The sequence below is a fragment of the Embleya sp. NPDC056575 genome (genome assembly GCF_042793325.1).
GTDB lineage: Bacteria > Actinomycetota > Actinomycetes > Streptomycetales > Streptomycetaceae > Embleya.
Genome location: NZ_JBHTVA010000068.1, coordinates 25,811 through 49,039, shown reverse-complemented (window position 1 = coordinate 49,039; position 23,229 = coordinate 25,811). Strand labels below are relative to the sequence as shown.

The 23,229-nt window shown below is 70.4% G+C and carries 20 protein-coding genes and 1 pseudogene; 11 read left to right on the top strand and 10 right to left on the bottom strand.

What is annotated here, in order from left to right; genetic code table 11:
• The first annotated feature begins 706 nt into the window (after nt 1-706).
• From ACFRCG_RS38105 to ACFRCG_RS38085, 5 genes and pseudogenes are all read left to right on the top strand, one after another.
• Nucleotides 707-1,261 carry a DUF2716 domain-containing protein gene (locus ACFRCG_RS38105; protein WP_380040146.1) on the top strand — a complete coding sequence of 185 codons (555 nt, stop codon included), beginning with the start codon at nt 707-709 and terminating at the stop codon, nt 1,259-1,261.
• 478 nt (nt 1,262-1,739) lie between these two features.
• Nucleotides 1,740-2,786 carry a hypothetical protein gene (locus ACFRCG_RS38100; RefSeq protein WP_380040144.1) on the top strand — a complete coding sequence of 349 codons (1,047 nt, stop codon included), beginning with the start codon at nt 1,740-1,742 and terminating at the stop codon, nt 2,784-2,786.
• A 202-nt stretch (nt 2,787-2,988) separates the two neighbouring features.
• Nucleotides 2,989-3,519, top strand: a pseudogene (locus tag ACFRCG_RS38095) (hypothetical protein); the annotation flags it as partial.
• 95 nt (nt 3,520-3,614) lie between these two features.
• Entirely contained in the window at nt 3,615-3,797 is a 183-nt protein-coding gene (locus ACFRCG_RS38090; RefSeq protein WP_380040163.1) for a hypothetical protein, read from the top strand.
• Between the two features lie 600 nt (nt 3,798-4,397).
• Nucleotides 4,398-4,745 (top strand): Imm51 family immunity protein, encoded by a 348-nt coding sequence (locus ACFRCG_RS38085; RefSeq protein WP_380040142.1) that lies wholly within the window; start codon nt 4,398-4,400, stop codon nt 4,743-4,745.
• A gap of 142 nt (nt 4,746-4,887) precedes the next feature.
• On the opposite strand, the gene ACFRCG_RS38080 is transcribed toward ACFRCG_RS38085, so the two are convergent.
• Nucleotides 4,888-5,526: a hypothetical protein gene (locus ACFRCG_RS38080; RefSeq protein ID WP_380040140.1), complete on the bottom strand. Its 639-nt coding sequence runs from the start codon at nt 5,524-5,526 to the stop codon at nt 4,888-4,890.
• Nucleotides 5,527-5,712: 186 nt separating this feature from the next.
• Between ACFRCG_RS38080 and ACFRCG_RS38075 the strand changes: the two genes are divergently transcribed.
• Nucleotides 5,713-6,006 (top strand): hypothetical protein, encoded by a 294-nt coding sequence (locus ACFRCG_RS38075; protein WP_380040138.1) that lies wholly within the window; start codon nt 5,713-5,715, stop codon nt 6,004-6,006.
• Between the two features lie 106 nt (nt 6,007-6,112).
• Here the strand turns inward: ACFRCG_RS38075 and ACFRCG_RS38070 are convergent, their stop codons facing one another.
• Complete coding sequence (locus tag ACFRCG_RS38070; RefSeq protein ID WP_380040136.1) at nt 6,113-6,496, bottom strand: hypothetical protein; 384 nt, start codon at nt 6,494-6,496, stop codon at nt 6,113-6,115.
• A gap of 143 nt (nt 6,497-6,639) precedes the next feature.
• Here ACFRCG_RS38070 and ACFRCG_RS38065 point away from each other — a divergent pair, with 143 nt between their 5' ends.
• Both ACFRCG_RS38065 and ACFRCG_RS38060 read left to right on the top strand, forming a co-directional pair.
• Nucleotides 6,640-7,608, top strand: a complete 969-nt coding sequence (locus tag ACFRCG_RS38065) for a hypothetical protein (RefSeq protein WP_380040134.1) — start codon at nt 6,640-6,642, stop codon at nt 7,606-7,608.
• Between the two features lie 1,032 nt (nt 7,609-8,640).
• Nucleotides 8,641-9,003, top strand: coding sequence for a hypothetical protein (locus ACFRCG_RS38060; RefSeq protein WP_380040132.1), 363 nt, complete (start codon nt 8,641-8,643; stop codon nt 9,001-9,003).
• Nucleotides 9,004-9,142: 139 nt separating this feature from the next.
• Here the strand turns inward: ACFRCG_RS38060 and ACFRCG_RS38055 are convergent, their stop codons facing one another.
• The 4 genes from ACFRCG_RS38055 to ACFRCG_RS38040 form a co-directional block, all read right to left on the bottom strand.
• Complete coding sequence (locus ACFRCG_RS38055) at nt 9,143-9,892, bottom strand: phosphotransferase (RefSeq protein ID WP_380040161.1); 750 nt, start codon at nt 9,890-9,892, stop codon at nt 9,143-9,145.
• 129 nt (nt 9,893-10,021) lie between these two features.
• Nucleotides 10,022-10,831, bottom strand: coding sequence for a hypothetical protein (locus tag ACFRCG_RS38050; RefSeq protein ID WP_380040130.1), 810 nt, complete (start codon nt 10,829-10,831; stop codon nt 10,022-10,024).
• A gap of 343 nt (nt 10,832-11,174) precedes the next feature.
• Entirely contained in the window at nt 11,175-12,380 is a 1,206-nt protein-coding gene (locus ACFRCG_RS38045) for a hypothetical protein (RefSeq protein WP_380040128.1), read from the bottom strand.
• A complete protein-coding gene (locus tag ACFRCG_RS38040) occupies nt 12,380-12,988 on the bottom strand; it encodes a DUF4365 domain-containing protein (RefSeq protein ID WP_380040126.1) in 609 nt (202 codons plus the stop codon). Before ACFRCG_RS38040 ends, ACFRCG_RS38045 begins: the two co-directional genes overlap by 1 nt.
• A 700-nt stretch (nt 12,989-13,688) precedes the next feature.
• Here ACFRCG_RS38040 and ACFRCG_RS38035 point away from each other — a divergent pair.
• Nucleotides 13,689-14,036: a hypothetical protein gene (locus tag ACFRCG_RS38035; RefSeq protein ID WP_380040124.1), complete on the top strand. Its 348-nt coding sequence runs from the start codon at nt 13,689-13,691 to the stop codon at nt 14,034-14,036.
• Between the two features lie 284 nt (nt 14,037-14,320).
• Here the strand turns inward: ACFRCG_RS38035 and ACFRCG_RS38030 are convergent, their stop codons facing one another.
• Together ACFRCG_RS38030 and ACFRCG_RS38025 are read right to left on the bottom strand one after the other, a co-directional pair.
• Nucleotides 14,321-14,593, bottom strand: a complete 273-nt coding sequence (locus tag ACFRCG_RS38030; protein ID WP_380040122.1) for a hypothetical protein — start codon at nt 14,591-14,593, stop codon at nt 14,321-14,323.
• Between the two features lie 1,257 nt (nt 14,594-15,850).
• Nucleotides 15,851-18,640 carry a helicase C-terminal domain-containing protein gene (locus tag ACFRCG_RS38025; RefSeq protein ID WP_380040120.1) on the bottom strand — a complete coding sequence of 930 codons (2,790 nt, stop codon included), beginning with the start codon at nt 18,638-18,640 and terminating at the stop codon, nt 15,851-15,853.
• A 593-nt stretch (nt 18,641-19,233) separates the two neighbouring features.
• Here ACFRCG_RS38025 and ACFRCG_RS38020 point away from each other — a divergent pair.
• Nucleotides 19,234-19,584 (top strand): hypothetical protein, encoded by a 351-nt coding sequence (locus ACFRCG_RS38020; protein ID WP_380040118.1) that lies wholly within the window; start codon nt 19,234-19,236, stop codon nt 19,582-19,584.
• A 452-nt stretch (nt 19,585-20,036) separates the two neighbouring features.
• Nucleotides 20,037-20,225 (top strand): hypothetical protein, encoded by a 189-nt coding sequence (locus ACFRCG_RS38015; RefSeq protein ID WP_380040116.1) that lies wholly within the window; start codon nt 20,037-20,039, stop codon nt 20,223-20,225.
• Nucleotides 20,226-20,557: 332 nt separating this feature from the next.
• Here the strand turns inward: ACFRCG_RS38015 and ACFRCG_RS38010 are convergent, their stop codons facing one another.
• Together ACFRCG_RS38010 and ACFRCG_RS38005 are read right to left on the bottom strand one after the other, a co-directional pair.
• On the bottom strand, nt 20,558-20,992 hold the full coding sequence (locus ACFRCG_RS38010) for a hypothetical protein (RefSeq protein WP_380040114.1): 435 nt from the start codon (nt 20,990-20,992) through the stop codon (nt 20,558-20,560).
• A gap of 342 nt (nt 20,993-21,334) precedes the next feature.
• The gene (locus tag ACFRCG_RS38005; RefSeq protein ID WP_380040112.1) at nt 21,335-22,543 is read right to left on the bottom strand and encodes a methyltransferase domain-containing protein; all 1,209 of its coding nucleotides are present in this window, start codon (nt 22,541-22,543) and stop codon (nt 21,335-21,337) included.
• Nucleotides 22,544-23,229: the final 686 nt, after the last annotated feature.

The following is a 23,229-nucleotide window of genomic DNA, read 5'->3' as shown; positions in this document are numbered from 1 at the left end:
CGAACGCGGCAACTTCGATGTTCGTCGCCGTCAGATTAGGACGACCACCGGGCAGCCGCATGCCGTTCAACCGAATCTCGAACGCCCGCCGGCAGGAACCGGGCCACGGGCGCCGCTCCCCGCGGCGGGGAACGACGGCGACAGGCACGGCGCGTCCCGTCGGACGAGGAACCGACCCACCCGGGTCCGCAATATGCGCGGCTCCGTCCCGTGTTCGGCGTCGTCGGCGAACATCTCGCTTCGGTCCGTCACGGTGACGGTCGCCGGCGCCCGTGCCCCTCGGGATCGAGATCGCGGTGAGAGGGGCATCGGCATCGACGGGGCCGAATTCAGGGACCGGTATTCCGGCGCCGAGGTTGCAGATTGTGACAGCGGCGAACCCCCGTGGCGGGCGGGGAAACGGGTGCGGGACCGGTGGTCGGAGGTATTCCGGGACGAGGACTCCGCCGGCCGGGAACAGCGCGCCGTGTCGGCGAATTCGCTCCCGGGCCCGGCCCGCCCCGGCCGGTGCCCCCGCGGGAGCTCCGCGTGTGCTCAGGGAAGCTGCGCCATTCCTCACGGCGAACGCCTCCTTCCCGAGCCGCGATACCTCGAACCCGACCCGCGGCACCCCGGTGCCCGGCCCGCGAAGGGCCACGCCCGGACGTCGAGGTCCCGGGCTACCGGCGCCGGCGGCGGGCGGGCCGCGTGACGATAGGTTCGCCGGGTGACGGTCGAACGCCTGCGCCTGCTGTCCGGCTCCGAATACACCGATGTCTGGGACCGTTTCGACGCCCGCTTCGCCTTCCGGCCCTGCGTGTGCGAGTTTCCCGGGATCACGGAGCCCTCGCCGTCGATCACGTGGAGCCTGGACGCGCTGCGCGACGACCCCGGCGACCGCAACCTCGACCGCCTGGTCGACGTCGTCCAGGACGGGCTCGCCGCCCGCTGCGCGCCGGGGGAGTCGCTGTGGCTCCTGGACTGGCAGCACACCTGCCACCGGCTGCGCCCGGACGTCCCGGAGACCGACATGTTCCTGCCGCGCGTCCTCGAGGGGCGCTCGCGCGAGGGCTGGCCGTTTGGCCCATACCCGGCCGGGGACTACCACGTCTTCCTCGCGCAGGACCTGCGATTCGGCACCTTCGGGCACCCCTGGGAACACACCTTCTGCGTATTCGGCGCGGAACTCCTGGACGAGATCGAACAGGACATGCACCACATCCTGGGACGACCCCTGCGCCGGGACGGGGTACCCGTCGATCGACCCACCCCGCGGCGGTGACGAAGACCGCGACGATCCCGGGGTAGGGCGGCAGGACGGCGAGCATCCGCCAATCGGCCGCGTCGAGTTCGGCGTATCGGGCGCTGCGGTCGTCGGCCGCGCCGAGCACGGCCGGGGCCACTGCGGCGCTCGTGGCGAGTACGAGCACACCGGGCAGCAGGCCGCGTCGGGCGGCGCGCAGGTCGGCGGCGCGGCGGCGGATGCAGTCGTTGCGGCCGCTCGACCACCGTGACGGTGCGGCCCGGCCGCGTTTGTCTCCGGACGGCACACTGCCGGCGACCGGCGCCATCCACGACGGCGTGCGCCGCTCCGACGCCGCCCCGGAGGGATCACGGGGTGTCGGTGGGGGCCGGCTACGCTGCGCATGCGCCGGCGTCCGGCGCGGCGACGTGGCCGTCCCGGGGTGGGTGGGGTGCGCGCCGGCGCGTCGTGGGTGGACGTGTTGTCACCCGGTGTCGGGGACAGGGGAGGGGCGGGGATGGGCGAGGGCGGGGACGTCGAGGCGTCACACGGGACTTCGAGCGCGTCGTCGCGGGACGTGTGGAGCGCTGCGGAGCCGTCGGGGGAGGAGTACCGGTCGCAGCGTTGGGAGGGGACCGACGGGGACGTGTGGATGGTGGTGGCGGGGATGTCGTTCGACGTTCGGGAGGGTTTCCGCTACGAGCGGGTGCCGTTCGCCCGGTTCGCCGACGAGCCCGACGTACCGCGGGAGTTGGAGCGGATGCGCTCCGCCGATCCCGTCACGGCACGCGAGGCGAGGCAGGCGTTGGGGTGCGCCATGTACTGCGAGGGGTGTCGTTTCCCGGTGGGGGCGTTGGCGGTGCCGTTCCTGCTGCGCATCGCGGCCGACGCGTCCACACACGATCGATCCTCGGGGTTGAGGATGTGTGCGTTGGTGGCACGCCGGAACTTCTGGGACGACGGGTCCCGGGCCGGTCTGCTGCGGGTGGCGTACACGGACGACGACGTGCGTTACGGCGTGGACGGCTCCGTGCAGAACTGGGTGATCCGCGCGGCGCGGGACGCGATCGCCGCGGACGCGCACATCCCGATCGCACTGCTGGACGACCCCGACCCGCAGGTGCGCGAGATGGCTGCCTACGTCCTGGCCGCCGCCTCCGACCGGGCCCGGGAGATCGCCACCGCCCTGCACACCCGCCTCGACGTCGAGCAGCACGCCCGCGTGCGCGCGGGCCTGGTCCTGGCGATCGCCCAACTCGCCCGGGAACACCGGCACGAGGACGCCACCGCGTTCACCCGCGCCCTGTGGTCGGACACGACCCGCTCCCCGGAGGTGCGAGTGTGCGCCGCGTTGGGGTGGCTGTGTCTGGTCGAGGACCCCGTCCCCGAAACGCTGCGCACGATGATCGAGGAGATCGTCACTCCCGAACTCCACCGACTCCTGTCCCCGACGCCGTGGCTGACGCAGGTCGACTACATGGGTGTCGCCGGGTTGTCGCACACCCTGTGGCGGATGCTCGACCCCGACACCTGGCCCGGCCCCCCGACGGAGCCCTGCTTCTGACGTCCCGCGCTCGAACCGCGGTGGGCCGAGGCCCGGGCCGACGGACTCCCGGGCGCGGCCGGGGCGTTCATGTTCCCGGGAGCTTGGGCGTGCCGTCGGATGCGACGCGTTTCTCGAACGCGGGAGCGATCGGGAACGCGCCCCCGCAGGGCGGGCATTGCGCCGTCCCGAAGACGTACGGCAGGCCGCGGGCGAGCGAGGCATGCCCGTCACGGATCGCGATCGCGCGCAGCCGCGCACCCGGCGGGGACATCTCCTCGGGCGGGCTCGCGCACAGGGGACGGCGGTCGATGTCACCGCGATGCCAGTCCCGGATCGCGGAGTAGTCGCCGTGCTCGCCCACCACGACGGTGACGTCGGCACCGCAGTGCGGGCAGTGGACGGCGAGGAACGCGTCGGTGAGGTCGTCGAGCCCCCACGCCCAGGCCAGATGCCCCTCGAGCACGAGCACGCCGCACAACCGGTGGACGTAGTGCGTCTCGTGCGCGTGTTCGGCGAGTTGCGCACCCTTCGTGACCTGCTGATCCGGACAGCGCAGGCGGGCCTGGTCCAGGCGAAGTGGACCGATCGCATTCTCGACGAGGTCTTCGACAATCTCGCAAAGAATCGGCCCGACCTGCGCCGGGAGCGGCTGGATCGCACCCGTGAACTCATGGGCCGGGCGGTGCGCGACTGTCTGATCACGAACCACGAGAAGCTGGAGTCCGTGCTGGATCTGCCGGATCCCGACGATCGTCACGTCCTGGCGGCCGCCGTCAAGTCCCGGGCCCAGATGATCGTCACCCACAACCTCAAGGACTTCCCCGGGAGTCTCTGGCCGAATGGAACGTGGAGGCGGCACACCCCGACGACTTCGTCCTGGCGCAGATCGATCTCGATCGGCAACGAGTGTTCGCCGCCGTCCAACAGATCGCGGACTCGTGGAAGAACCCTCCCGGGAACGCCGCGGACGTTCTCGATCGCCTGGAGCGCGACGGCCTCGTCGAGGCCGTCGCCGCGCTGCGAGCGTGACGACTTCGGGTGTACGTTCGTCGATGACACCGGCGATCTCGCGTTCCTCGGGGTGAACCCGACCTGTCGGAGTCGGCCCGGTCAGGGTCGCCTTGACGAGGATCTGACGAACGCCTTGTCGTAGAAGACGAGATCGGCGACGCATTCCGCCACGGCGGCGCACAGCGTGCACATCGGCACGACGATCGTGACGCGGATCGAGCGCCGCAGCGATTCCCCGATCTGCCACGGTGGCGCAGATGCCGCTCGACGTCCGCGACGGCTTCCGTTCGGGCCTTCGCCTCCTCGGAATCCAGCCACGCGAACAGTTCGTCCAACCGCATGCCGACCGCCTCACGTTCGTGCCGCCCGCCACCCCGCCTGGGGCGGCAACCGCTCGCCCGCAAGGCTGATGCCGCATGACCTGAACTGCCACGTTCGGACAACTCCGATACCTCATCCGTCCAGACGTGACAGATCGGGCGAGACGGTATGCGGACACGAGCCGCAGAACTTGCAGGCACGACTGCACTCCACCGCAAACAGCCTTGACCGACCGGGCTGCGGCACCGGGTCGAGCGGCCAACAGCCCTGTCCGAACGCGCTCATATGATCTCCGGCATGCAGATTGCAGAGCCTTTCCACCTGCTTCACCACCCCTCCGACGACACATGGAGCCTGACCCTGTCGGACATGGACTGGCGTCATCTCCATTCGCTGTTCGACGCACTCGGCTTCGAGGGCAACGGCTACTTGTGGGAGGGGATTGTGCAACTCGCGGTCGGCAACGAACTGCCCGAGATCGCCGACGACCTCGACTACGACTGCGAAGGGGGCATGTTTTGCGTTGTCTCCGCCGGGCCCGAACCGCTGCGGCGGCTACACGGCGTGTTGCACCGCATCCTCAACAACCCGGACGAGGTGAGGACCCTGCTCACCTCGGTTGATCGAGACTTCTTCGACGACTGAGCACGGGACCACAGGCGCTGTCCCCGAAACTCCGGCTCGGGAAACGATCTTACGCTCCACGGGAAATCGAACACTCATCCGCCACTCGGCATCAGGTACGAGGACCGGTGCCTGGAGGGGACCGACCCGAGTCCGCGTGTGCTCAGGAAAAGCTGCGCCATTCGTCGTCGGGGATGCGGCTCTGCGTCGAGTCCGAGCATCGGGGTGCCCATTCCCGGGCGACGAGGACCGGCCGGGTCAGGACGCGGTCCCCGGCGCGTTGGACACGCATCACGACGCCGAGTTCGGGCGCGCACAGGTTCGCCTCCAGGGAGAACACCGCTGCGATGCCGTCCGCGACGAGACGGTGGATCAACGCGTCCTCCAGGACGGACGGCACCCGACCCACCAGCGGGATCCCGCCGAAGTCCACCTGCGGACCGTTCCGCGCGTCGACGACGATCGCAGCCAAGCCGAACGCCCGGTCGTAGTACAGGTGCACCCCCGCCCCCGCCCCCGCGCCGTACTGGACGGGCCACATGTCGGCCCGCGACACCCACCCGGTGCCGTCCCCCTGCGATCCGATGGTCTTCAGGACCCCGTCGAGCGCGGCCGCCGCCTGCTCGTGGGTCATGCCGAACCTCAGCGGGCCCACGTGCTCGAACGGCGTGAACGACCACACCGCGCGCCGCGACTCCTCCACCACGTCCCACACACCCGCCACGCCGAACCTCCGCCGCTCGTCCGTCGATCCCGCGGCGCGCGGCCGATGCGCGCCGGACGTGGGGGAGGCTACGGGCACGGGACGACAACCTGCCCGAAGCGCGGCGGCCCCGCACCCACGAACGGCCTCGGCATCCACATCCTCACCCGGCCGGTCTTCCACCCCGCACAGACACTCGGCGACCTCGTCCGGCCGGCTGCCGAGACGAACGTGGGCGATCCACGACCGGGCGCGGCGGTGCGCCGTGTCCGCGCGAATCGACGGGTGATCCCCTACAGGCGCGGCAGCGTCGTCCCGGCGGTCGTGGACACCCACCCGCCGTACGGGGTGATGGTGCGTCTGCCCAACAGCCAACGCGCCCTTCTCGAGCGGCAATACCTCGAACCCGACCCGCGGGATCCGCACGGCCGGCCCGCGAAGGGCACACGTGCGGACGTCGTGGTCCCGGGCTACCGGTCCAGGCGGGTGCCGATGGCTCCTGCGCCCCGGGTGAGTGCCCTTCCCGAGCACCCCCGACCCGGCGGGATCAGCGCGACCGTCGAGCCACACCTTCCGTAGACCTTCCCGCCGGGTCACCGCCGACCACCGCGACACGGCGCCGCGCCACCGCGCACATGGCTCGACCATGTCTGCCACGACCGGTGCGGAGGTTTTGCCGGTGTTGTCACGAGGTCACGGGCCGGCCGTCGAGTTCGACGAGTCGGAGCTCTCCGGGCCGGTCCCCGTCGGGGAGTGCGACCAGCTCGTGGACCCCGGTGTGGGTGTGGCCTGCGGTGGCGAACGTATTGAGCGAGCCGAGCTCGTCGGTGGTGTAGCGGTTCGCTTGGCCGGCCATCGGACCGTCGAGGTAGACCGCCGTACACAGGCGAAATCGGAATGGGGGCAGGCGCTCCACCTTGTCCAGGCCGTGACGGGCGGCGAGTTCGACGAGGTCCTCCTCGGTCGGCGCCGGGCCCACGAACACCGCGTCGAGTCCGGGCCCGGTCAACGCGTGACGACCGTCCGCGCAGACGGGGGACGGGCCGAGATATCCGATGAGTTGGGGCATGGTCCATTCTCCCGCCCGACGTCGCGAACACGAAGCGAACCGGTGACGAGAAATCCCCGACCCCCGTACGGACCACTCTTCCCCGAAGGAAAGGTCCGGTGGGCAGGTGCCGGTTACGCTCCGGACACGGTGCGCTCGACCGCGTGCCGGGAACGAGCGGGGAGCGCGTGGTGGCGGTGGGGACTTCGGTGGACGAGAGCGAGCTGCGCGCGATGTTGGCCCGGCGCAGTGGCCTGGACGAGGCCTCGCTCTGGTATCCGGTGCACGAGGTGCCGCGTGTGTTCGGGGTGTCGTGGCCGTTGACCGGCGACCGGGCCGAGGAGGTCCTGTCGGCCCTGCTCGACGGCCTGCGACGCACGCTCCCGCCGCCGGAGGTGCCGCCGGGTGCCCGGGGCCGCCGGTACGTGTACCTGGCCGAGATCACCGACCGGTACGCGCGGTGCGACACCCGCCGCGTCCTCGAACGGATCCACCACGCCGGGATCACTCCGGCGCGCCCGGACGGGCGGGAGTACGACCCGCGTTCGGAACACGGGTGGGGCGCCCGCCCCTCCACGGTGCCCGACACGGCCGGCACGCCGTCGTGGGGGTGGTGGCGGGTCGTGCGCGAGGCGGGTGCGCGGCCGTCGTACCGGATGCCCGATCCGTACGTCGGCGACGGCCCGCCGCCCGTCGACCGCGCGCTGGACCTGCGCGAGTCCACCGAGGACGATCGGGCCTACCGCGCCGCGCTGCTCGCGGCGGTGCGCGAGGACCCCCGGCAACTCGACTGCTGGGCACACCTCGGCGCCGACGCGTTCGACCGCGCCGAAGCCGACGAGGCCGCGTTGTCCGAGGCCCTGGGGTTCTACCAGAGCGCCGTGGCCGTCGCCGAGTTGTCCCTGCTGCCGGCGTTCGACGGAGTCCTGGCCTGGAGCGAGTTGGACAACCGGCCGTTCCATCGGGCCCTGCACGGCCTCGGGTTGACGTGGTGGAGGCTCGGCGACACGAAGAGGGCGGCGACGGTGTTCGGGAACAGTCTCTGGACCAACCCCGCCGACAATCAGGGCATCCGCTACCTCGTCGGCCCGGCACGGGCAGGCAGCGCGTGCCCTCGGTCCTTCGGGTCCTGAGCGCGCCGACATCGCCCGGTCCCGTGCGGCGTCGGGCTCACGGGCCTCAAGGTCATCCCGCCCGGAGAGACCGGGGCCATTGCCGCTCGCCGACGGCGCCGACCCCCCATCGCAACACCGGCCGGGGCGGCCGACCTCCCGCGGCAGGCCGACGAAGAAGCCGCACCGTTTCGCCGTCGCGCCACGTCCGGGTCCGTGGTGGGTCGTGGACGTGCTCGCCGGGGACTTCTCCTGCTGGCGAGCAACCGCCGCCCCGCCTCCGCGCCCACCCCGCCGCTGCGCCGCCGCCGGCGGCTCGTCGGTGCGCATTCCCTCGACGAAGGCCGAGTCGTCGGTGGTGTCCGCGTGCACGGCGAGCGCGCCGTGATGTGTTCCCTCCGCGGGCGTGACCGCAGGGATCGGACCGGTTTCAGGGCCTGCACGGCCGCGTGCGTGTGTACCGACAGCCCCCGTGCGAGGCGCTTCGCCTCGTCCCGCCTCCGGTCGCCGGCCGACAGGGGCATTGCCGCCGCGCCGCACGTAGCGACCGCTCCCATGCTGCCGTGAGGAGCCGGCGCGGCTGCCCCGCGCACAGAGCTCCGCATGTCCTCGCCTACGGTTCCGCGACACCGTGACCGACGGTGGCTCTGCCGTGTACGCCCGAGGGACAGGGGTGGGATCGATGGATAAGCCCGGTTGTCCTCGGTGAAGTTCGCTGCCCGTACGCTTGCCCGGCCGCCTGCCACCGCCTGCGGTCACCGTCTGCGGACTCGGAGCCGGCACCAATCGTGATGGAACGTCGCAAGGTCTTGTTCACCGCCGTCGAGGCCCTCACCGGGGACGGTGAACGTGATGCGCTCGCCGCGGCCCTGCTCGCGGCCGAAGCCCGGAAGGGCGAGCGGCTGGGATGGGACCGCCAGCCGACGCTGTGGGCCCTTCACCTGCCGGCCATGGACGTCGGCGTGATCGAGTTGCGGGTGGTCCCCTCCCGGCGGTGGCGAGGAGGATCGGAATCCGGCCGACGTCCTGGCGGGATGGGGCCTGCGGCAGCCCGTGCCCGACAGCGCCCCCGCACGGCGCGTCGCGGACGCCCCGGACGGGTTTGCCGGCATCGCCTTCATGTACGAGGCATGGTCGGTACAGGACGCGGCGCTCGACGAGGCGATGGAGCAGTCACGGGCGGCCGGAGAACGGCTGTTCCACGAGCGTGACGACCGGATCGAGGTACGCCAGATCGTGGCGGTGGACATCAACGGCAACGGCTACCTGGTCGTCCGCCGCCGTGGAGCCGGGCCCGTCCTCACGGTCACCGACGCGCTCGAACCCCACCATCGGATCGAACTCTCGGGCGACCTGATCGACCCCGTGCACCGCCTGGTCGACGCCGTTCGTCTCGGGGCCGTCCACCTGGGCTGACCCACGCCGGTCCCCGATCCCACCTGCGCCCGGCCCACGTCGACAGGGCCCGCACGTCGTGAGCTCCGCAGGCCGGGCACGGTCTCCACCATCGCTCGGAGAGGCAGGTCGGGCGTGCGTGATCGGGATCGCCGAGCTGTTAGAGCGCGCGGTACGCGGCCCACGCGCGGGCGGCCTCCGCCAACGCGCGGGACCAGGGCGCCGGTCTGCGTCTCGTGATGCTGGCCCAGTAGCGGGCCTCGGCTTCGGCGAAGTCGGTGAGCACCCGATCGGGCACGCCGCGCCAGCCGGGCAGTCGCGTCGCCCACGCCTGCGCGGCGGCGGGCGACTGTCCGCCCGTGGCGATCAGGCGCACGACCACAAGCGCCGGGTCCAACCAGGCCGGCCCCCGCACGGCCCACCCCCAGTCCACGAGCACCGCCCTGTCGGGCTCCACGAGGACGTTCTCGGGGTTGAAGTCCGTGTGGCACAACGTCGACCCCGCCAGCGCCTCGCCGAGACCGGCGGGAGCACACCGCGCCCACCGCTCTCCGGCCGACGGCAGCTCCACCGCGGGCAGCCGAAGACCGGCGAGTGCGGTGAGTGTGTCGGCCAACAGGTCCAGGTCCCGGGAGTGTTGGCGATAGTCGGCGTGACGGCCGGTGACGAACTCGAACCCGACCAGATCCCAACCCCCGACCAACAGCCGCCACAACACCCGCGGGCCCGCTCCCGCCACGCTCTCCCCGATCAGGGCCTCGCGCCGCTGTGCCGCCACGTGCGGGTCACACGTGCGCAGTCCTTTGACGAACACCGGCCCGGTCGCGGTGTCCACACGCACGGCCAGATCGCTGTGATGGCCTCCCTCCACGGGCGTGATCCGGTGGATCGGACCGGTCAAGGCCTCCACCGTCGAGCGCGCACGGACCGGCAACACGTCACGAGGACGCATCCTCTCGCCCATCCAGCCCTCCCGACCGGTCGTCCGGACGCCACCCGCGAGGGCGCGTCGGCGCACATGCCACGGCGCCGTGGCGGGTCAGGACTGGTGGTGCGCGGTGCCGGTGGAGTCGACCCAGATGACCAGGTCCTGGGCGCGGTTGCTGAACTTGGCGTCGTGGACGAGCCGGCCGCGCAGCCGGGCGTGGTCGAGATTGTCGTGGGTCCACGTGTCACCGTTGTGGATGGTGGGGATCTGGTAGGACGCGCCTTCGCGGGTGGCGGTGGTCCAACCGGCGGGGTCGGTGGCGATGGCGCTTCGGACGTAGCGGCGGGCGGTGGGACCTTTGACCGCGACCACGGCACGTGGCGCGGTCTGCGGGTCGGCGGCCCACTGTCGGGCCCAGGGGCCGAGTTGCCACCAGCGGACGGTGTTCTCGGCGAGTACTGCCGGGTCGGTTCCGCCGGCGTCGGCCCGCGGTCGGTCCAGGTCCCGATACGGCTTGGAGCTGTGGAACACGATCAAGACTCCGTTCAGGCTCCGTCCGAGGTCGGCGACCGTCAGCGGCTCCATACCGAGGCGGTGGGCGTATTCGGGAGGTGTGCCGAGCGGGGTGAAGCGCCACCTCTCCCGGCGGACGTTGGCGAGCTTCGCCTTCACGCCGGGGGACAGGACGTCGATCAGGATGCTCTCCACCACGGCGGCGGTGGCGTGGTCGGGCATCTCGGCGACGTCGATCGTGTAGCCGGGGGTGTCCAGGATGGCGGCGAGCCTCGCGTTGTGGGTGTCGGCCGCGTGGCTCTGCGCGCGGTCCTCACTCCGGCCGCGACCGACGTAGACGATGCGGTTGTCACGGTCCCGGATCGTGTACACCACCGGGCGCGGGTCCGGCCTCGACGAAATAGGCATGGCAGTACTCCCGACTCCGGCCTCTGGGACCGGCTCCTGCCGGCGCTCCAGGCACCGGCGACCGCCCTCGACGCTACGTCAGTGATCCGTCGCACCCCGCCATTTCGCGCAACGACGCGCCGGTAACGTCGTCGGGGCGGCGCGGCGGCGCCACGCTCCGCAGCGAATGCCTGTGAATCAGGTCGGATCACCGCCCGGCCGCGGCCGGGAGAGTCGTGCGCTCAAGGAATTTCGACCTCGAGATGTCGTTGTGGTCTGCAGGGGTCCGGCGTTGCGTGCTGTGACCCGGACGAGGGCCCGGGTCACAGCCGACGCCCGACGCGACGTCGTTCAGCCGCGGAACCTAAACGGGCTCGGTGTCGCCGGACGGGTTGCTTCCCCGGGCCAAGGTGTGGCGTAGGAAGCTGGAGTCGACCTCGACGTCGGTCAGTCGCCATGCCCGGCGTTCGAAGGCCAGCATGCCGGTGAGGGTGAACGGCACCTTGTGCCGATACGCAATAACGGCCCAGTCGTGGTCGGCGCCGGACAGGGTCATGTGGACCTTGCGTGTTCTGCCGCGGACTTCGGCGACCAGGGTGACCGACGCGGTCTCTTCCTCGTCGGGGCCGGCCTCGTCGCGTTGCAGGCCGTGCACCACCCCCACCAGGGTCTCCTGCCGCGGTGGTTCCTCCTGGCGCACGAGCCGTTCGCGGACGCGGGGCAGTTCCACCATCACGTCGCGATCGAAGACGATGGTCGCCAGCCCCACGTCCGGGCGGGGAGCGGCGGCGGCCCATTCGAACGACAGGTTCAGCGAGCGCAGGTGCGGCGCGACGATGTCCTCCAACGACTCGATCAGACCGGCACTCACCCCCTGTCCACCCGGGTTCTCGATCACGCTCTCGTCCCATTGGCGACTGAGGCGTTCCGTGGTCTCCAGGCCGCGCGCCAGGGTCTCCATCACCCGTCGGGGAAACGGCTGCACGACGTCCCGCGACGAGCCGTCGTCATCGCGATCGGGTGCGGACGGCGGCCCCAGCCGGGTCACGAGGGTGAAGACGAAGCTGCCCCGTTTGGTGTGTCCGAGCCGCACGTCGTCGTCCAGGAAGTCGGACACACCGGCCGGCAGCCGGCCGCGATGCGGATGCGCGGGGGAGGCGGTGGTCGTCGCGGCCGCGCGGATCATCTTGTAGAGCGCCTCGATGGTCTTCTCGGCCTGGTGGAACGGGATGGTCCCGTCAGTCATGGCCTGGTCGAGCCGCACGAAGAACAGATCCGCGTGCGTGCCCACGACCCGCTCGTACAGCTCCTGCGCGTCCCAGTCGTGGATGTAGGCCAGCGATTCCAGGGTTTCCTGGAACCGCTGCCGGAAGTCCGCCCAGCCGGTGGCAAGGGGGACCAGGACCCGACCTTCGACTGCGCCGCCGCTGGATACCAGGCGCCAGATTTCACGGACGTCGGGCTGTCGTGCCTCGAGTTCCCAGTCCCGGGAGGCGAGGAATTGCGACACGGCGGTCGGTGTGAGGGTGGAGGCCACCTCGCGGTAGCCGTCGAGCTCGGCAACGCCCATCACGACCACCTCTCGCCTTCGCCGATAGTCTCCATGATGCCGAGCAGCTGCTCGACGGTAAACAGGTTACGTCTCGGCAAATGGACGGTCTGCGTCAGCTTGGACGCCGTCCCACCGGGAAAGGCGGAAGCCGCCTGCCAGAACATGCGGCTCTCCGTGATCAGACGATTCTCGTCGACCACGACCCATTCGGACGCGTCCTCGGGGAGAACGAGCACCCCGAGATAGGCGGGGATGTGCCGTTTCCCGTCGTTGCCGCGCACGAGCTTGCGGAACGGCTTGACCTTCATCGGCCACGCCATGCGCTCGTCGGTGAGCAATTTGTGCTGAATCGTCGCCTTGAGTTGGAGATCGAACTGCGGTCCGAGAATCCGCTTGTACTCCACCGACGACGCGATGGTGAGATCCACACCCTCGTAGTCGGTGTCGTGCGTCTTGACGGCGCACCCGGCCGCGTACGTGATCATCCGGGTGAACGCGAGACTGATCTGCTCCTCGCGGGCCGTCATCGGCAGTTGCCCGTCGACCAGGTCCCTCTTGTCACTCTTGCGAGCATCCAAGCGCTCCAGACCCTCGGGAGTCGAGGTGTCGTCGGTGTCGTCGCTCATCTACCCCCTGCTGTAGAAGAGTGAATCTAGGGCCCTCGGACCGACCGATGCAGGTGATCGAACGGTCGGACCGGGCCCGGGAAAGATCCGACGGCGTTCGCCGACGAGGTCTCCTCGATATCGAGGGTGTTCGACGATGTCGAGCCGGATGTGGCGCCGGGAGCGATCGGGCCGAAGGCGGATGGATGCCATCGCGATGGTGCCGTCGTGGAGGTGTCCGGGTTCGCGTGCGGCGGGACGGCAGCGACGAGTGGACCGGGCGTCCGCCATGCATGCGCAACGCTCCGGCACCGTCGTTGTCGTGTTCATCGCCTTCGTCGCCCCAGTCGGCTTCGTCCTCGGCACAGTGCTCGAGCCCACCCGGGGCCCTCCGTGCGCGGGCCTGCTCACCGGCACCGACCTGCGTGCGACCGGCCCGGCACCGCTCCCCGGACCGGCCCGGGACGTAGCGGACCGTCCGCAGGTTCGACGCGGCCTGCCGGTCGACGGTGCCCGAGGGCTTGCCACGTGAGGACCCGCCGTGTCTCGGTGGCGGGTTCCTCCATCGATCCGGCGCTTCCTGGGAAACGACGGGGACTTCGTGTCGGGTGGTGGATCGCGCCGGCCGGGGCCCGGCCGCGGCCGGCCGGGGCTGGCGGGGCCACTTGGGTACCCGGCTGAGTATGTGTGCGGATGCTCCGGGGTGGGGCCGGTTCGTAGGGTGCTCGGCATGAAGAAGACGGTTTCGACGCCGCGTGGTGGGGTGCATGGGGTTCTGGCCGCGCTGGCCGGGGTCGCGACGCTCGGGGTGTTCGTGGTGATGGCGATGGTGGATCTGTTCGCGCTCTACGGTGTCGCGGATGGGTCGGGGATCTGCGATGCCGCCGCGTGTCGGGCACGGTATCGAAGTGACTTTCGGTGGACGCTCGGGATCTGCGCGCTCAGCTTCGTGGTGACCCTCGCCGGGTTCGTGTCGACCGCGTGTCTTCGGCGGCGGCGGTTTGTGGTCGGGGTGCCGGTGCTGGTTCTGGGGCTGGCGCTTCAGGTTCCCGGGCTGGGGTTGGTCTAGTTCGTTGATGTGATTTGGGTTAGTGGTCGTGAGGACCCTGCCCACCTCGGTTGATCGAGACTTCATCGACGACTGAGCACGGACCACAGGCGCGAGCGCGAGGCCCACCAAGCCGGGTCTGCGCAGCCCACCCGATTGGGGCGCCCGGAGTCCTCGCCGTGTCGTCGTGCCGGTGGCCGTCCAGGCGGAGGGGGAGCGTACATGCTCAGGTGCTTCCGATGTCGGACGAACTGCCCGACTCGATCACGTCCCATCGCCGCGCGGTACGCCGATCCGGAATGCGCTCACAACGTAACCGGCGGGCCCCACAGCAGTGCGTACTGCGGGTCGTTCGCGAAGCGCGTGGCGGCCGAGCGGACCACCACGCACGGGTACGGCGCCCGGCAACGCTCGCAGTGACCGTGACGATGACGCGTCAGGCGTGTCAGCTCCCCGGCCCGCAGCGGCCACGCGGTGTGCTCCGGGATCGTTCGACCGTGCTCGCGTGCCGCCTCGGCGCGTTCCGCCATCAGCCGGTTGCACGGCCGGTGCGGGCTCCACCACAGCTCGAACGGCACCTCGTGGCCGCAGATCTTGGCGGTGAACTCGTCCCATACCCTCCATACGTCCGCGCCCGCGTCCGGTACCGGACGGGGTCCACCGACGAGGCGCTCCTCCAGCCAGCGGTGGCGGAACCGGCGGGCGGCCGCCTCCCCGGTCTTGGCCTTGTTGTGGCGCGGGTGTTCGGTGACGACGGCGAACGACTCCGCGAATTCGGCCTGCGCGCGGGAGGCGAAGCACTCGATGCGGGTCGACGCGACCTGCGGCCCTTCGGCTTCGACCGCTTGTTGCCGTATCGGTGGCCGTGGAACCTCTTCCTCGGGCCCGTGGAGATCCCCACGTACAACAGGACACCGTCAACGTCGAACAGCCGGTACACCGCGGTGCGTCGCTCCTCGAGCGCCGCCCGGCGAGCGCGATTCGCGGTGAGGCGCCGCTCGAACTCGTCGCCGTCCATCAGCCCGACCGAAACCTGTTCCGGCGCGTCCCACCCCGCCTCGACACAGCCGGAGGCGACGGGGGACCGTCCACGGGCGGGACCGTCGTCCCCGCCCGACGGAACACCCGCCGGAGCCGGCGCCGGAATCGACCGCCTCCGCCCGACGCCGTCTCGCCCCGGCCCGGGCCCGGTTCGGCGCCCCGCGCGGCATCGATCACGACAGGACAGTTCGCCGGATCGGCAGGAATCGCGCACCACTTGTCGTAATCGTTGCCTCATGCCGACCATCGTGGCATCGCGCCTTCACCCACCGAACCGCAACACCCGAAACGACCGCCCCGCTGCGCCGCCGCAAAGGCAGAGCCGGGGCCCGGCACGAACCGCATCTCGGCGAAGCCTTCACGTGGGCCGGGCGGCGGTGTCCTCGGCGGCCGGCGGGGTCGCGAAGGGTACGGCCTCGACAGCGCGCATGCGCTGGCGAGGCCGTACCGGTTCACCTCCGTCGGAGGGGCACAGCCCGCACACCACGCACGAGGCGGATATATGAGGACCCCACGAGGGCCGCCCGCCCACCCCGCAACCGACACCCGCCCCGGCGCGCGACGGTCCTGGGTTCGCGCAGGATGTCCAGGACGCCGTGTTGCTCCACTGGCAGCTCCTTGGCGGCCTGTTGAGGAATGCAGATCGAGGGCACCTGCCGGGCCTCGGGCTCATCCTGGTAGACAGCGCCCGCCGGGCCGGTCGGAGCGCGGACGCCACCAGGCGGACGTAGCCCTCGTCCGCGACCAGGAGCGCGGCCGAGGAGTGCAATCGACGGACCCGGGCGGTTGCCCGGTCAGTCTCGTTCGGGTACCGCGTCTTCTGCCTCCGCAGGCCACGGCCGCACGTACAACATGCCCGAGGCCGTGGGCAGGTCGGCGCCGGGCGGCAGGTGTGCCAGCAGCCGCCGCTGCAGTTCCTGTCCGGGGGCCAGGCGAAGACACAACCGTGTCGGGCCTCCCGACGCGATGGCCTCGCGCACCTCGTCGGGGTTGATCAGCCCCTCGACCACGCACGTCTCCGCACAGGGCCCCAGGGGAAGTTGCCATCCCTCGAAGTCGTACGCGAACGCCTGCCGGACCACCGCGACCTGGAACCGCCCCGGCGCGGTCAATCGCCCCAGGGCCCCCGCGCCAGGATGCAGACCCTTGATCGTCAGGACGTCACCGTTCCCCACCGTCACGGCTTCGCCGTCGAGCAGACACAGGGCGTCCCGGACGTTGCGGACATCGAGACCGGTCATCCGCGCCGGGACGGGAAACGACGCCGCGGTGCGTTCCTGGACGGCGTGCAGGGTCTCCACGGCGCTCGCCCACACGCGGTAGTCGTCGTCCTGGAGGTCGTCGGTGAGCACGACGTCGAGAAAGCGGGTGTGCCCGTCGACCGGCATGCCCAGGCGAAGCGTGTCTCCGGCCCGGGCCGCGGCGAGCAGCCGCACCATCGGCAGCACCGCTCCCGGCAGCATCGCCCCCTCGCGTTGGGTCACGTCGAGCGTCCACCCGCGTTCGTCCACCCGCAGCCGCGTCGACCACAGCCCGGTGAGGTCCTCGCCGTGGTACGTCGCGCCCATCCGGCCCTGCGCGCGCTCGTCGAAGCGCACCGGCACCGAACGCACGGGAATACCCGATCCACCCAGCAGACTCAACGTCGCACACAACGCCGGGCGCAAGGGAATCCGAAGCGCCGACAACGTCAGCCGATGGGGCCGTTCCACGGTTTCGGACAACCCCAACTCGCCCGGTGCCCGCACACGCCACCGACGCAAGTGCTCCCCGCCCAACCGCACGTCCCCGCCGTACGTCAGCGCCTCCTCCAACTCCCGCCGCGCCGCGTCGCCCACCGCTCCGCGCTCGAAAGCCACCTCCCCCGACAAGACGATGGGCGGCAGCTCGACCGCCCCGCCCCCGCGCTTCGCCGACACCCTCGTCGTCGTGCCCGACCCGGTCCGCGAGACGGACACGTCGTAGTGGACGGATATCTCACGCGCGCGGCGCTCCAGCGCCTCGTACCGCTCCACCAGATCCGGGATACCGCGATGCATCACGGCATGCTCCGCGTTGAGTTCCGCCATCCGCTCCGCCAGATAGCCGTCCGGCTCCTGGACACTGCGCACCAGATCGGTATGTTTCGACAGCTTCTCGTCCAAGCGGTCGCGGTGCCACATCTTGCGGACGAAGGGGAAGTCCTTGCGCAGGCCGTCGAACCACTCCCACTCGCCGTTCGTGGGCAGAACGGGGACCAGCAGATCCCATGCGTCTGGTTGGTGCTGCGCGGCCGTGATCAGTGAATCCTTGACCTGGCGACGGCGGTCCTTGTCCAACCGGCCCGTGAACGACTTCAGTTCGTAGATGATCAGCCGGTTGTCCTCGTCGTATTCGACGAGGTCTTTCCCCCGGTCTCCCCCGGACCCCTCGATCGACCGCGCTCGGGGCCGCAGTCGCAGGACCAGCATCGACACGAGCGCCCGATACTTCTTCTCGTTGTCACTCAGAGCACGCCACGGCACCGTCACCATGCCGCCCACGGTAGAGCGATCCGGGACGCCCTCCGACGACGAGCGACAAAGCCGCGAGTGCCGGCCATGGTCGGCGTCGTGACGACGGACAAAACGCCGCCGCTCCGCGGGCTTGGTACGGACACGATCCCTGCATGCCGACCTCGACCCCGTCGGCCGACCCACCAGCGACACCCGCTTCAACGCCGGCGCAGCCACACCCGCGGCGGGGCGCAACACGAACTGGTTCTCCCTCAACGCGTTCACCAGGGCGTGCTGCGCCGCGACGGGGTCGGTCAGGTGGAGGTAGGCGGCCCTCTGCTCGCCCAGCCAGCCGCGCAACGCGCGATCGTCGCTGCCGTTGACAGCCTTCCGGATGCGCTCGGCGGCTTCACCGGATCGGCCCGTTGCGGCGAGATCGAACGCCTCACGCACGGCGATGGCCTGGGGCCGGATCGTGCTGTCCCGCTCGTAGCGGACATCGGCCAACGCCCGCCGACTGCGCTCCACCCAGGCCGGGTTCTGGGTCAGACACGCCGACAGCGCCTGGCGGACGGAGTTCAGGCCCTCTCCCGTGATCTGATTCGCGATGTCGCGACTCAAGGCCAACTGGGCCCGCGTCGCGGGCGAGAACAGCCTCAGCTGGCGCGCGTCGTGGGTCGCCATACCGAGTTCGGCTCCGAGCAGGAGCACCGCGCAGTAGTCCTTGCTGTCGCGCACGCCCCGCCCCATGCCCTGTTCGATGTGCTGGACCTCGCGCGTCAAACGTGCCGGGCTGTTCGACAGCGCGATGGCCTCGCGCCGTTCGACCGCGTCCAACGGGCGGGGAACGCCGTCCAGGATCAACAGGCGGCACGCGTCGTCGGGCAGGTCCACACCGTCGTACTTGTTCACCAGCACCACCAGGCCGACATGGCCGGACCGCAATCTCGCCACGCCTTCTTGGAGGTCACCGACGAAATGGGTGTGGTCCGCATACGGTTCCCAGGCCGTCGCCGCGCGTCTGCCGGGGACCAGGACGACCACGTTGATCGGATCGGCGTCGGGCAAGCCGTCCCCGTCGCGATCGCCGTTGGCGAACTGCCTCGCCATGATCCGTACGGCTTCGTCATCCAGATTCCGATTCAAGGCGATCGGCGCCAGGATCATACGATTGCCGAGATCCGAGGCACTGCCCGGCGTGACCGGACGCGCGATATCCCGGGGATCGGCGTCGAGATCCTGCCTGGTTCAGCTGCCCGGTCGTCTAATCAGACGTGGCGGGTTCCGAGAAGTGGTCACGGGAGCCTGGAGCGTCCGGCGATCAGGCCGAATATGGGCAACCAGAAGGACCGTTGAGGTATTGAGTGTGACGTCAGGCTGAGCCGCCTGGTCCTCGGCGCTGGCCGTGTTGATCTCCAGGTCCTCGACTTCACCGAACCGGCCATGGCTGAGTCTCAACGGTCCGTACGATACGGCGATGATGCGAACTCGATGCCCTGTGCTGCGGCTTCAGCACGCGCGATCACCACCGCCTACCAGTCCCTGCCCATGGATGGCGGACGACTGACTGAGGATCAGGAGAACCCCAGACCGAAGGTTGGACTCCTGTAGAGGTTGGCGCCCCTCGTTTCCGAGTTGACATGCTGCACAGTTGAAAGAGGTTCTTGAGCATGATGTGTCGTGGATGTGGCATCAAATACTACGTGGCTGACGCGCAGTCGCAATTTGATGCCAATTACAATTATGACCTTTCTTATCGAACGGAAATCACGCAGGAATTGAATTCTGCCGAACGTAATCTGTGTGGCGATTGCGCCATCGACCACATGGAGACCCAACTGCGAAACCAGGGGGATCAAGCTGACAGAGAATCCAATGATCAACAAGCCGGCATCGTAGCAGAACTGACCGCGAATATTGAGTCTCTGCCCGATGAGGAGTTTGATGATCTGTACAACCAGCTCGACGTTGAACACCGGAGGGAAGTTGACCTAGTCGTCCGCGAGTTCGCTGACAATGCGGTTGGCGACGAGCATTGGGACTCTGATCGGTAGGCAGGGCGATTTCCTCTTCGGCCCTGCGTAGGGGTTGAACTTGTGACGCGAAATCTCCTGTCGCGCCGGCAGGGTGCTGGACAACGCGCAATTCCGCTTCTTATCTTTTATGGATTGGCAGAGTTCAGGCTGGCGGCTGTAGGAAACAGGGGCATTCCCAGTTGGATAGCCTGTTGCTTCCGGTCGGCGTCCGCATCGAGTTGGCGCCGACCCGCCGGACCGTTGACCCGTCGCCTGGGGCGTCGCCTGCGCCGTCGCCTGGGGTGTCGCACTTGGAAACGACGGGGCCCACGCGGACGTCGAGCCGGGCGACCTCGTCGCGGACCCGCCGGGATGGCCCCTGACCTGCACCCTGGGCCTGCACGGCCTCCCCGAGCCGTGTGACTCGGTCACCGACCGGCCGATCCTGCGCCCGCCGACGGGGGGAAGCCGCGAGGGCCGGGTCCCACCGTGTGCAGGTTGCCCGGATCACCGAGGAACTCGAGTACCACCGGCCCCGCCGGGACCACGAGCACGCGTGGCTGGACGACGCCCACATGTACGGCGACTACGACCCCGCTCCGGCGCCGGTGCGCCTGGTCGACCCGGCCGTCACGCCCGACCTGACCCATCCGCGAACGGCCGCGTTCGTGTCCGAGTAGGCCGCGCTCGCCGCGACCGCGAACCCGCAGGGCGTGCGGTGGGGCGAGGCACGCCGGGACACCCGCCTGGTCACGGTGACGCACCCGGGCTGGACGTTGATTGCCCGGCGGACCGTGCATCGCGCTCCTGCGCGACGTCCCGCAACCTCTGGACGTCACGGGCCTGGACGGGCTGTCCGACCACCTCACCCGCCTCGCCGAGGATCGGACCCGCCCGTGATCCATTCGGCGGGATCGCGTCGTGCCGGTGATGCGTGCCGGACCGATCCTCATCCCCTCCCGCGTCCGCAACCCCGCGTGCGACCCACGGGATTTGCCTCGTTCCCGCAGGTTCAGCGGGTGTCCCTTTGGTTGTCGGTGGCCGGTGTGGGGAGGAGGTGGTCGAGCGGCCGGGCGTCGTCGTGGGTCCCGCTGTAGGGAGTGGAGTTGGTGATGCCGATGTAGACCGGACCGCGGGTGGTGCGTGTCTCGAGCGCGGTCCACTGGTCGAGTTCGTGTTCGGCGTAGGCGTGGAGCAGGACGGCGAGTCGGATCTCGTGGGCGGGGGTGAATCGGTTCTCCCGCGCGCCGAGCGGCGGCAGCAGAGGGTCGATCGAGTGGAAGTAGCCGTCGGTGGTGCCAGGGGGGATCGTACGGAACATCTCGAGGTACGCGTCCCCGTACTTCGTCCGCACCCGCAGTATGGCCACCTCGTCCAGGACGTGTTCGGCGTATTCGTGCAACACCAGGGCGAGTTGCCGTCGGTCGGTGTCGTCGAACCCGGTCATCGCCTCAGCGTATAGGTGCTCCCCGGGAGCCTCATCCGGGCGGGTTCCGGTCCCGGCCCGGGTGGGGCAGGGTCGGCGTGCCGCACGAATCGGAGGTTTCCACCGGGGGCGGGTCCTGCTGTTTCCGCCGGTCGCGGGTGTACACCGCCGGCGCAAGACGACCAGTCCGCGCCGGCCCGGCGCGAGGACGACTTCGGGGCGACGGTCGGTGCTGTCGAGCCGGCTGGGGCGACCGTGCCGCGGTGGTGTCCCGCGCCCCGGTGCGCCCCCTGGCAATCGATGCCTGCCGGGTCGAGTGCCCCTCGCACCGACGCCCCCCGCACGTGCTTGGGCAGGATGTGGTCAGTGTCGGGGTACCGCCCAGGTCGCGCCGGGTGTCTTGTCGCACCAAACGCGTTGCTTCCCGTCGGGGTGGATGTCGAGGCCGAAGGTGTCGAAGGCGGGACGTCCGTGCTCGTTCCACCACCCCCACGCCGTTTCGACCTCGTCCCAGACGCGGCGGGGCCCGTGCCGGCGGACGCGGAAGGTGTCGAGCTGGTGTCCGTCGTAGTCGACGCTCGCCCACGATGTCCCGGCGTCGTCGCCGACCCACAACCGTGACCGCACGCCGCTCTCGTCGGGTTCGTCGTTCCAGTGGGTCCACAGTCCGGGCAGCAGCAGGCCCATGACGGCCTCGTCGTGGCGGTCGCCGCCCGCGACGGCCCACGGCGACAGCGTGGTGATCGACGTGTCGGGCCGGTGGTCGGGGCGGACGACGTCGGCCACGTCGGTGACGGGGGAGCGGTGGCCGCGCATGGCCATGAACGCCCCGCCGGGCCCGAACCGCCCGCGCGCGGTGCCGTCGTCGTCGACGTCTAGGCGCAGCGTGCCCCAGGCGGCCCAGGCGGTGGCCCACGGCGTGACGATCCGCCCGCCGGGTACGGTCTGTTGCAGCCACGCGGAGGGGACGCGGGTGACCGAACACGTGCACACGATCCGTCGGTACGGCCCGCCCGGCGCCCACCCCTGCTCGCCGTCGCCGGTGACCACGCGCGGGCGCAGGTCGAGTGCCTCCAGGCGCCCGCTCGCGCTCGCGGCCAGGACCGGATCCACCTCCACGGTGACCACCCGATCGCCGCCGAGCCGATGGGCCAGGAGCCCGGCGTTCCAGCCGGCACCCGTGCCGATCTCCAACACCGTGTCGCCGACGGCCGGTTCGAGCGCGAGCAGCGTCGCGGCGACGATCGAGGGCTGCGACACCGACGACGACGGCCACGGCGTCTGCCCCGCCTCCCACGGCATTCCGTCGCGCACCTGCACGACCACGGGGACGTCCGCGTAGGCCGCGTCCCACCACCGCGCCGGATCCTCCCCGCGGACCACCCGCTCGTGCCCGAGACCGTCCGCGGTGCGCAGCCAGATCACATCGGGCAGGAACGCGTGCCGAGGCACCCCCGCGAACGCCTCGCGCCAGGGCCCGGGCAGCGCCCCGACGACGTCCTCGACGCGCCGGAGCAGGCCCCCGGGGGCCTGCTCCGTATCCGCGGCCGCGATGTCGGTGTCGACGGCCATGTCACTCACTTCTTCGTGGGGGTGCCGGGGTTCGGTGGCTTGTCCGGCGGTATCGGTGGTGGGATCGGCCTGCCGGGATGGTTCCCGTCGTCGGTGCTGGGGTCGCGATGCTCGCCCATGCGTGTCTCCTCCCGTCCGTGCGTCACTCGCGCCACTCCACGAACCGTCACGGTCCGTGCGGGCACGGATACGTCCCCACAGTAGAACCCGGTCGCCCCGCCGGGGAATCCCCGGCGGAACAGGCGCCCGTCCGGCGAAGCGAGCCCGCGCCGTGCCGATTCCCGTGATCGGGGTACCCGGGGTCGTGGGAGGCGATATACACGAGGCGTACGGGGAGTTGTCGGGTCGTGGCCCTCGAAGAACTCCGCCCGTCCGTTCGTTTCGGAAGGCCCGAGATCTGTACCTCGCCATCGCGCCGCCGTGTGCGAGCGGGGTGGCCTGAGGTATCGACGCGACAGGTACCACCGGCCGTATGCGGATGATTTCTGCATTTCGCGGTTCGTTCCCGAAGCCAGACAACTTCTTGGAGGGCCCGTGCGGCAGGCGACGCGAAAGACGGACCGGCGGCGTGGTTTACCCGTCCTCGCTGTGACGTGCGGTGCGGTCGCGCTGCTGATCGGGGTGTCGGGATGCGACGATTCGGGAAGCAGCCCGACCCCGACGCGACCGCAGGCGGTCTCGACGCC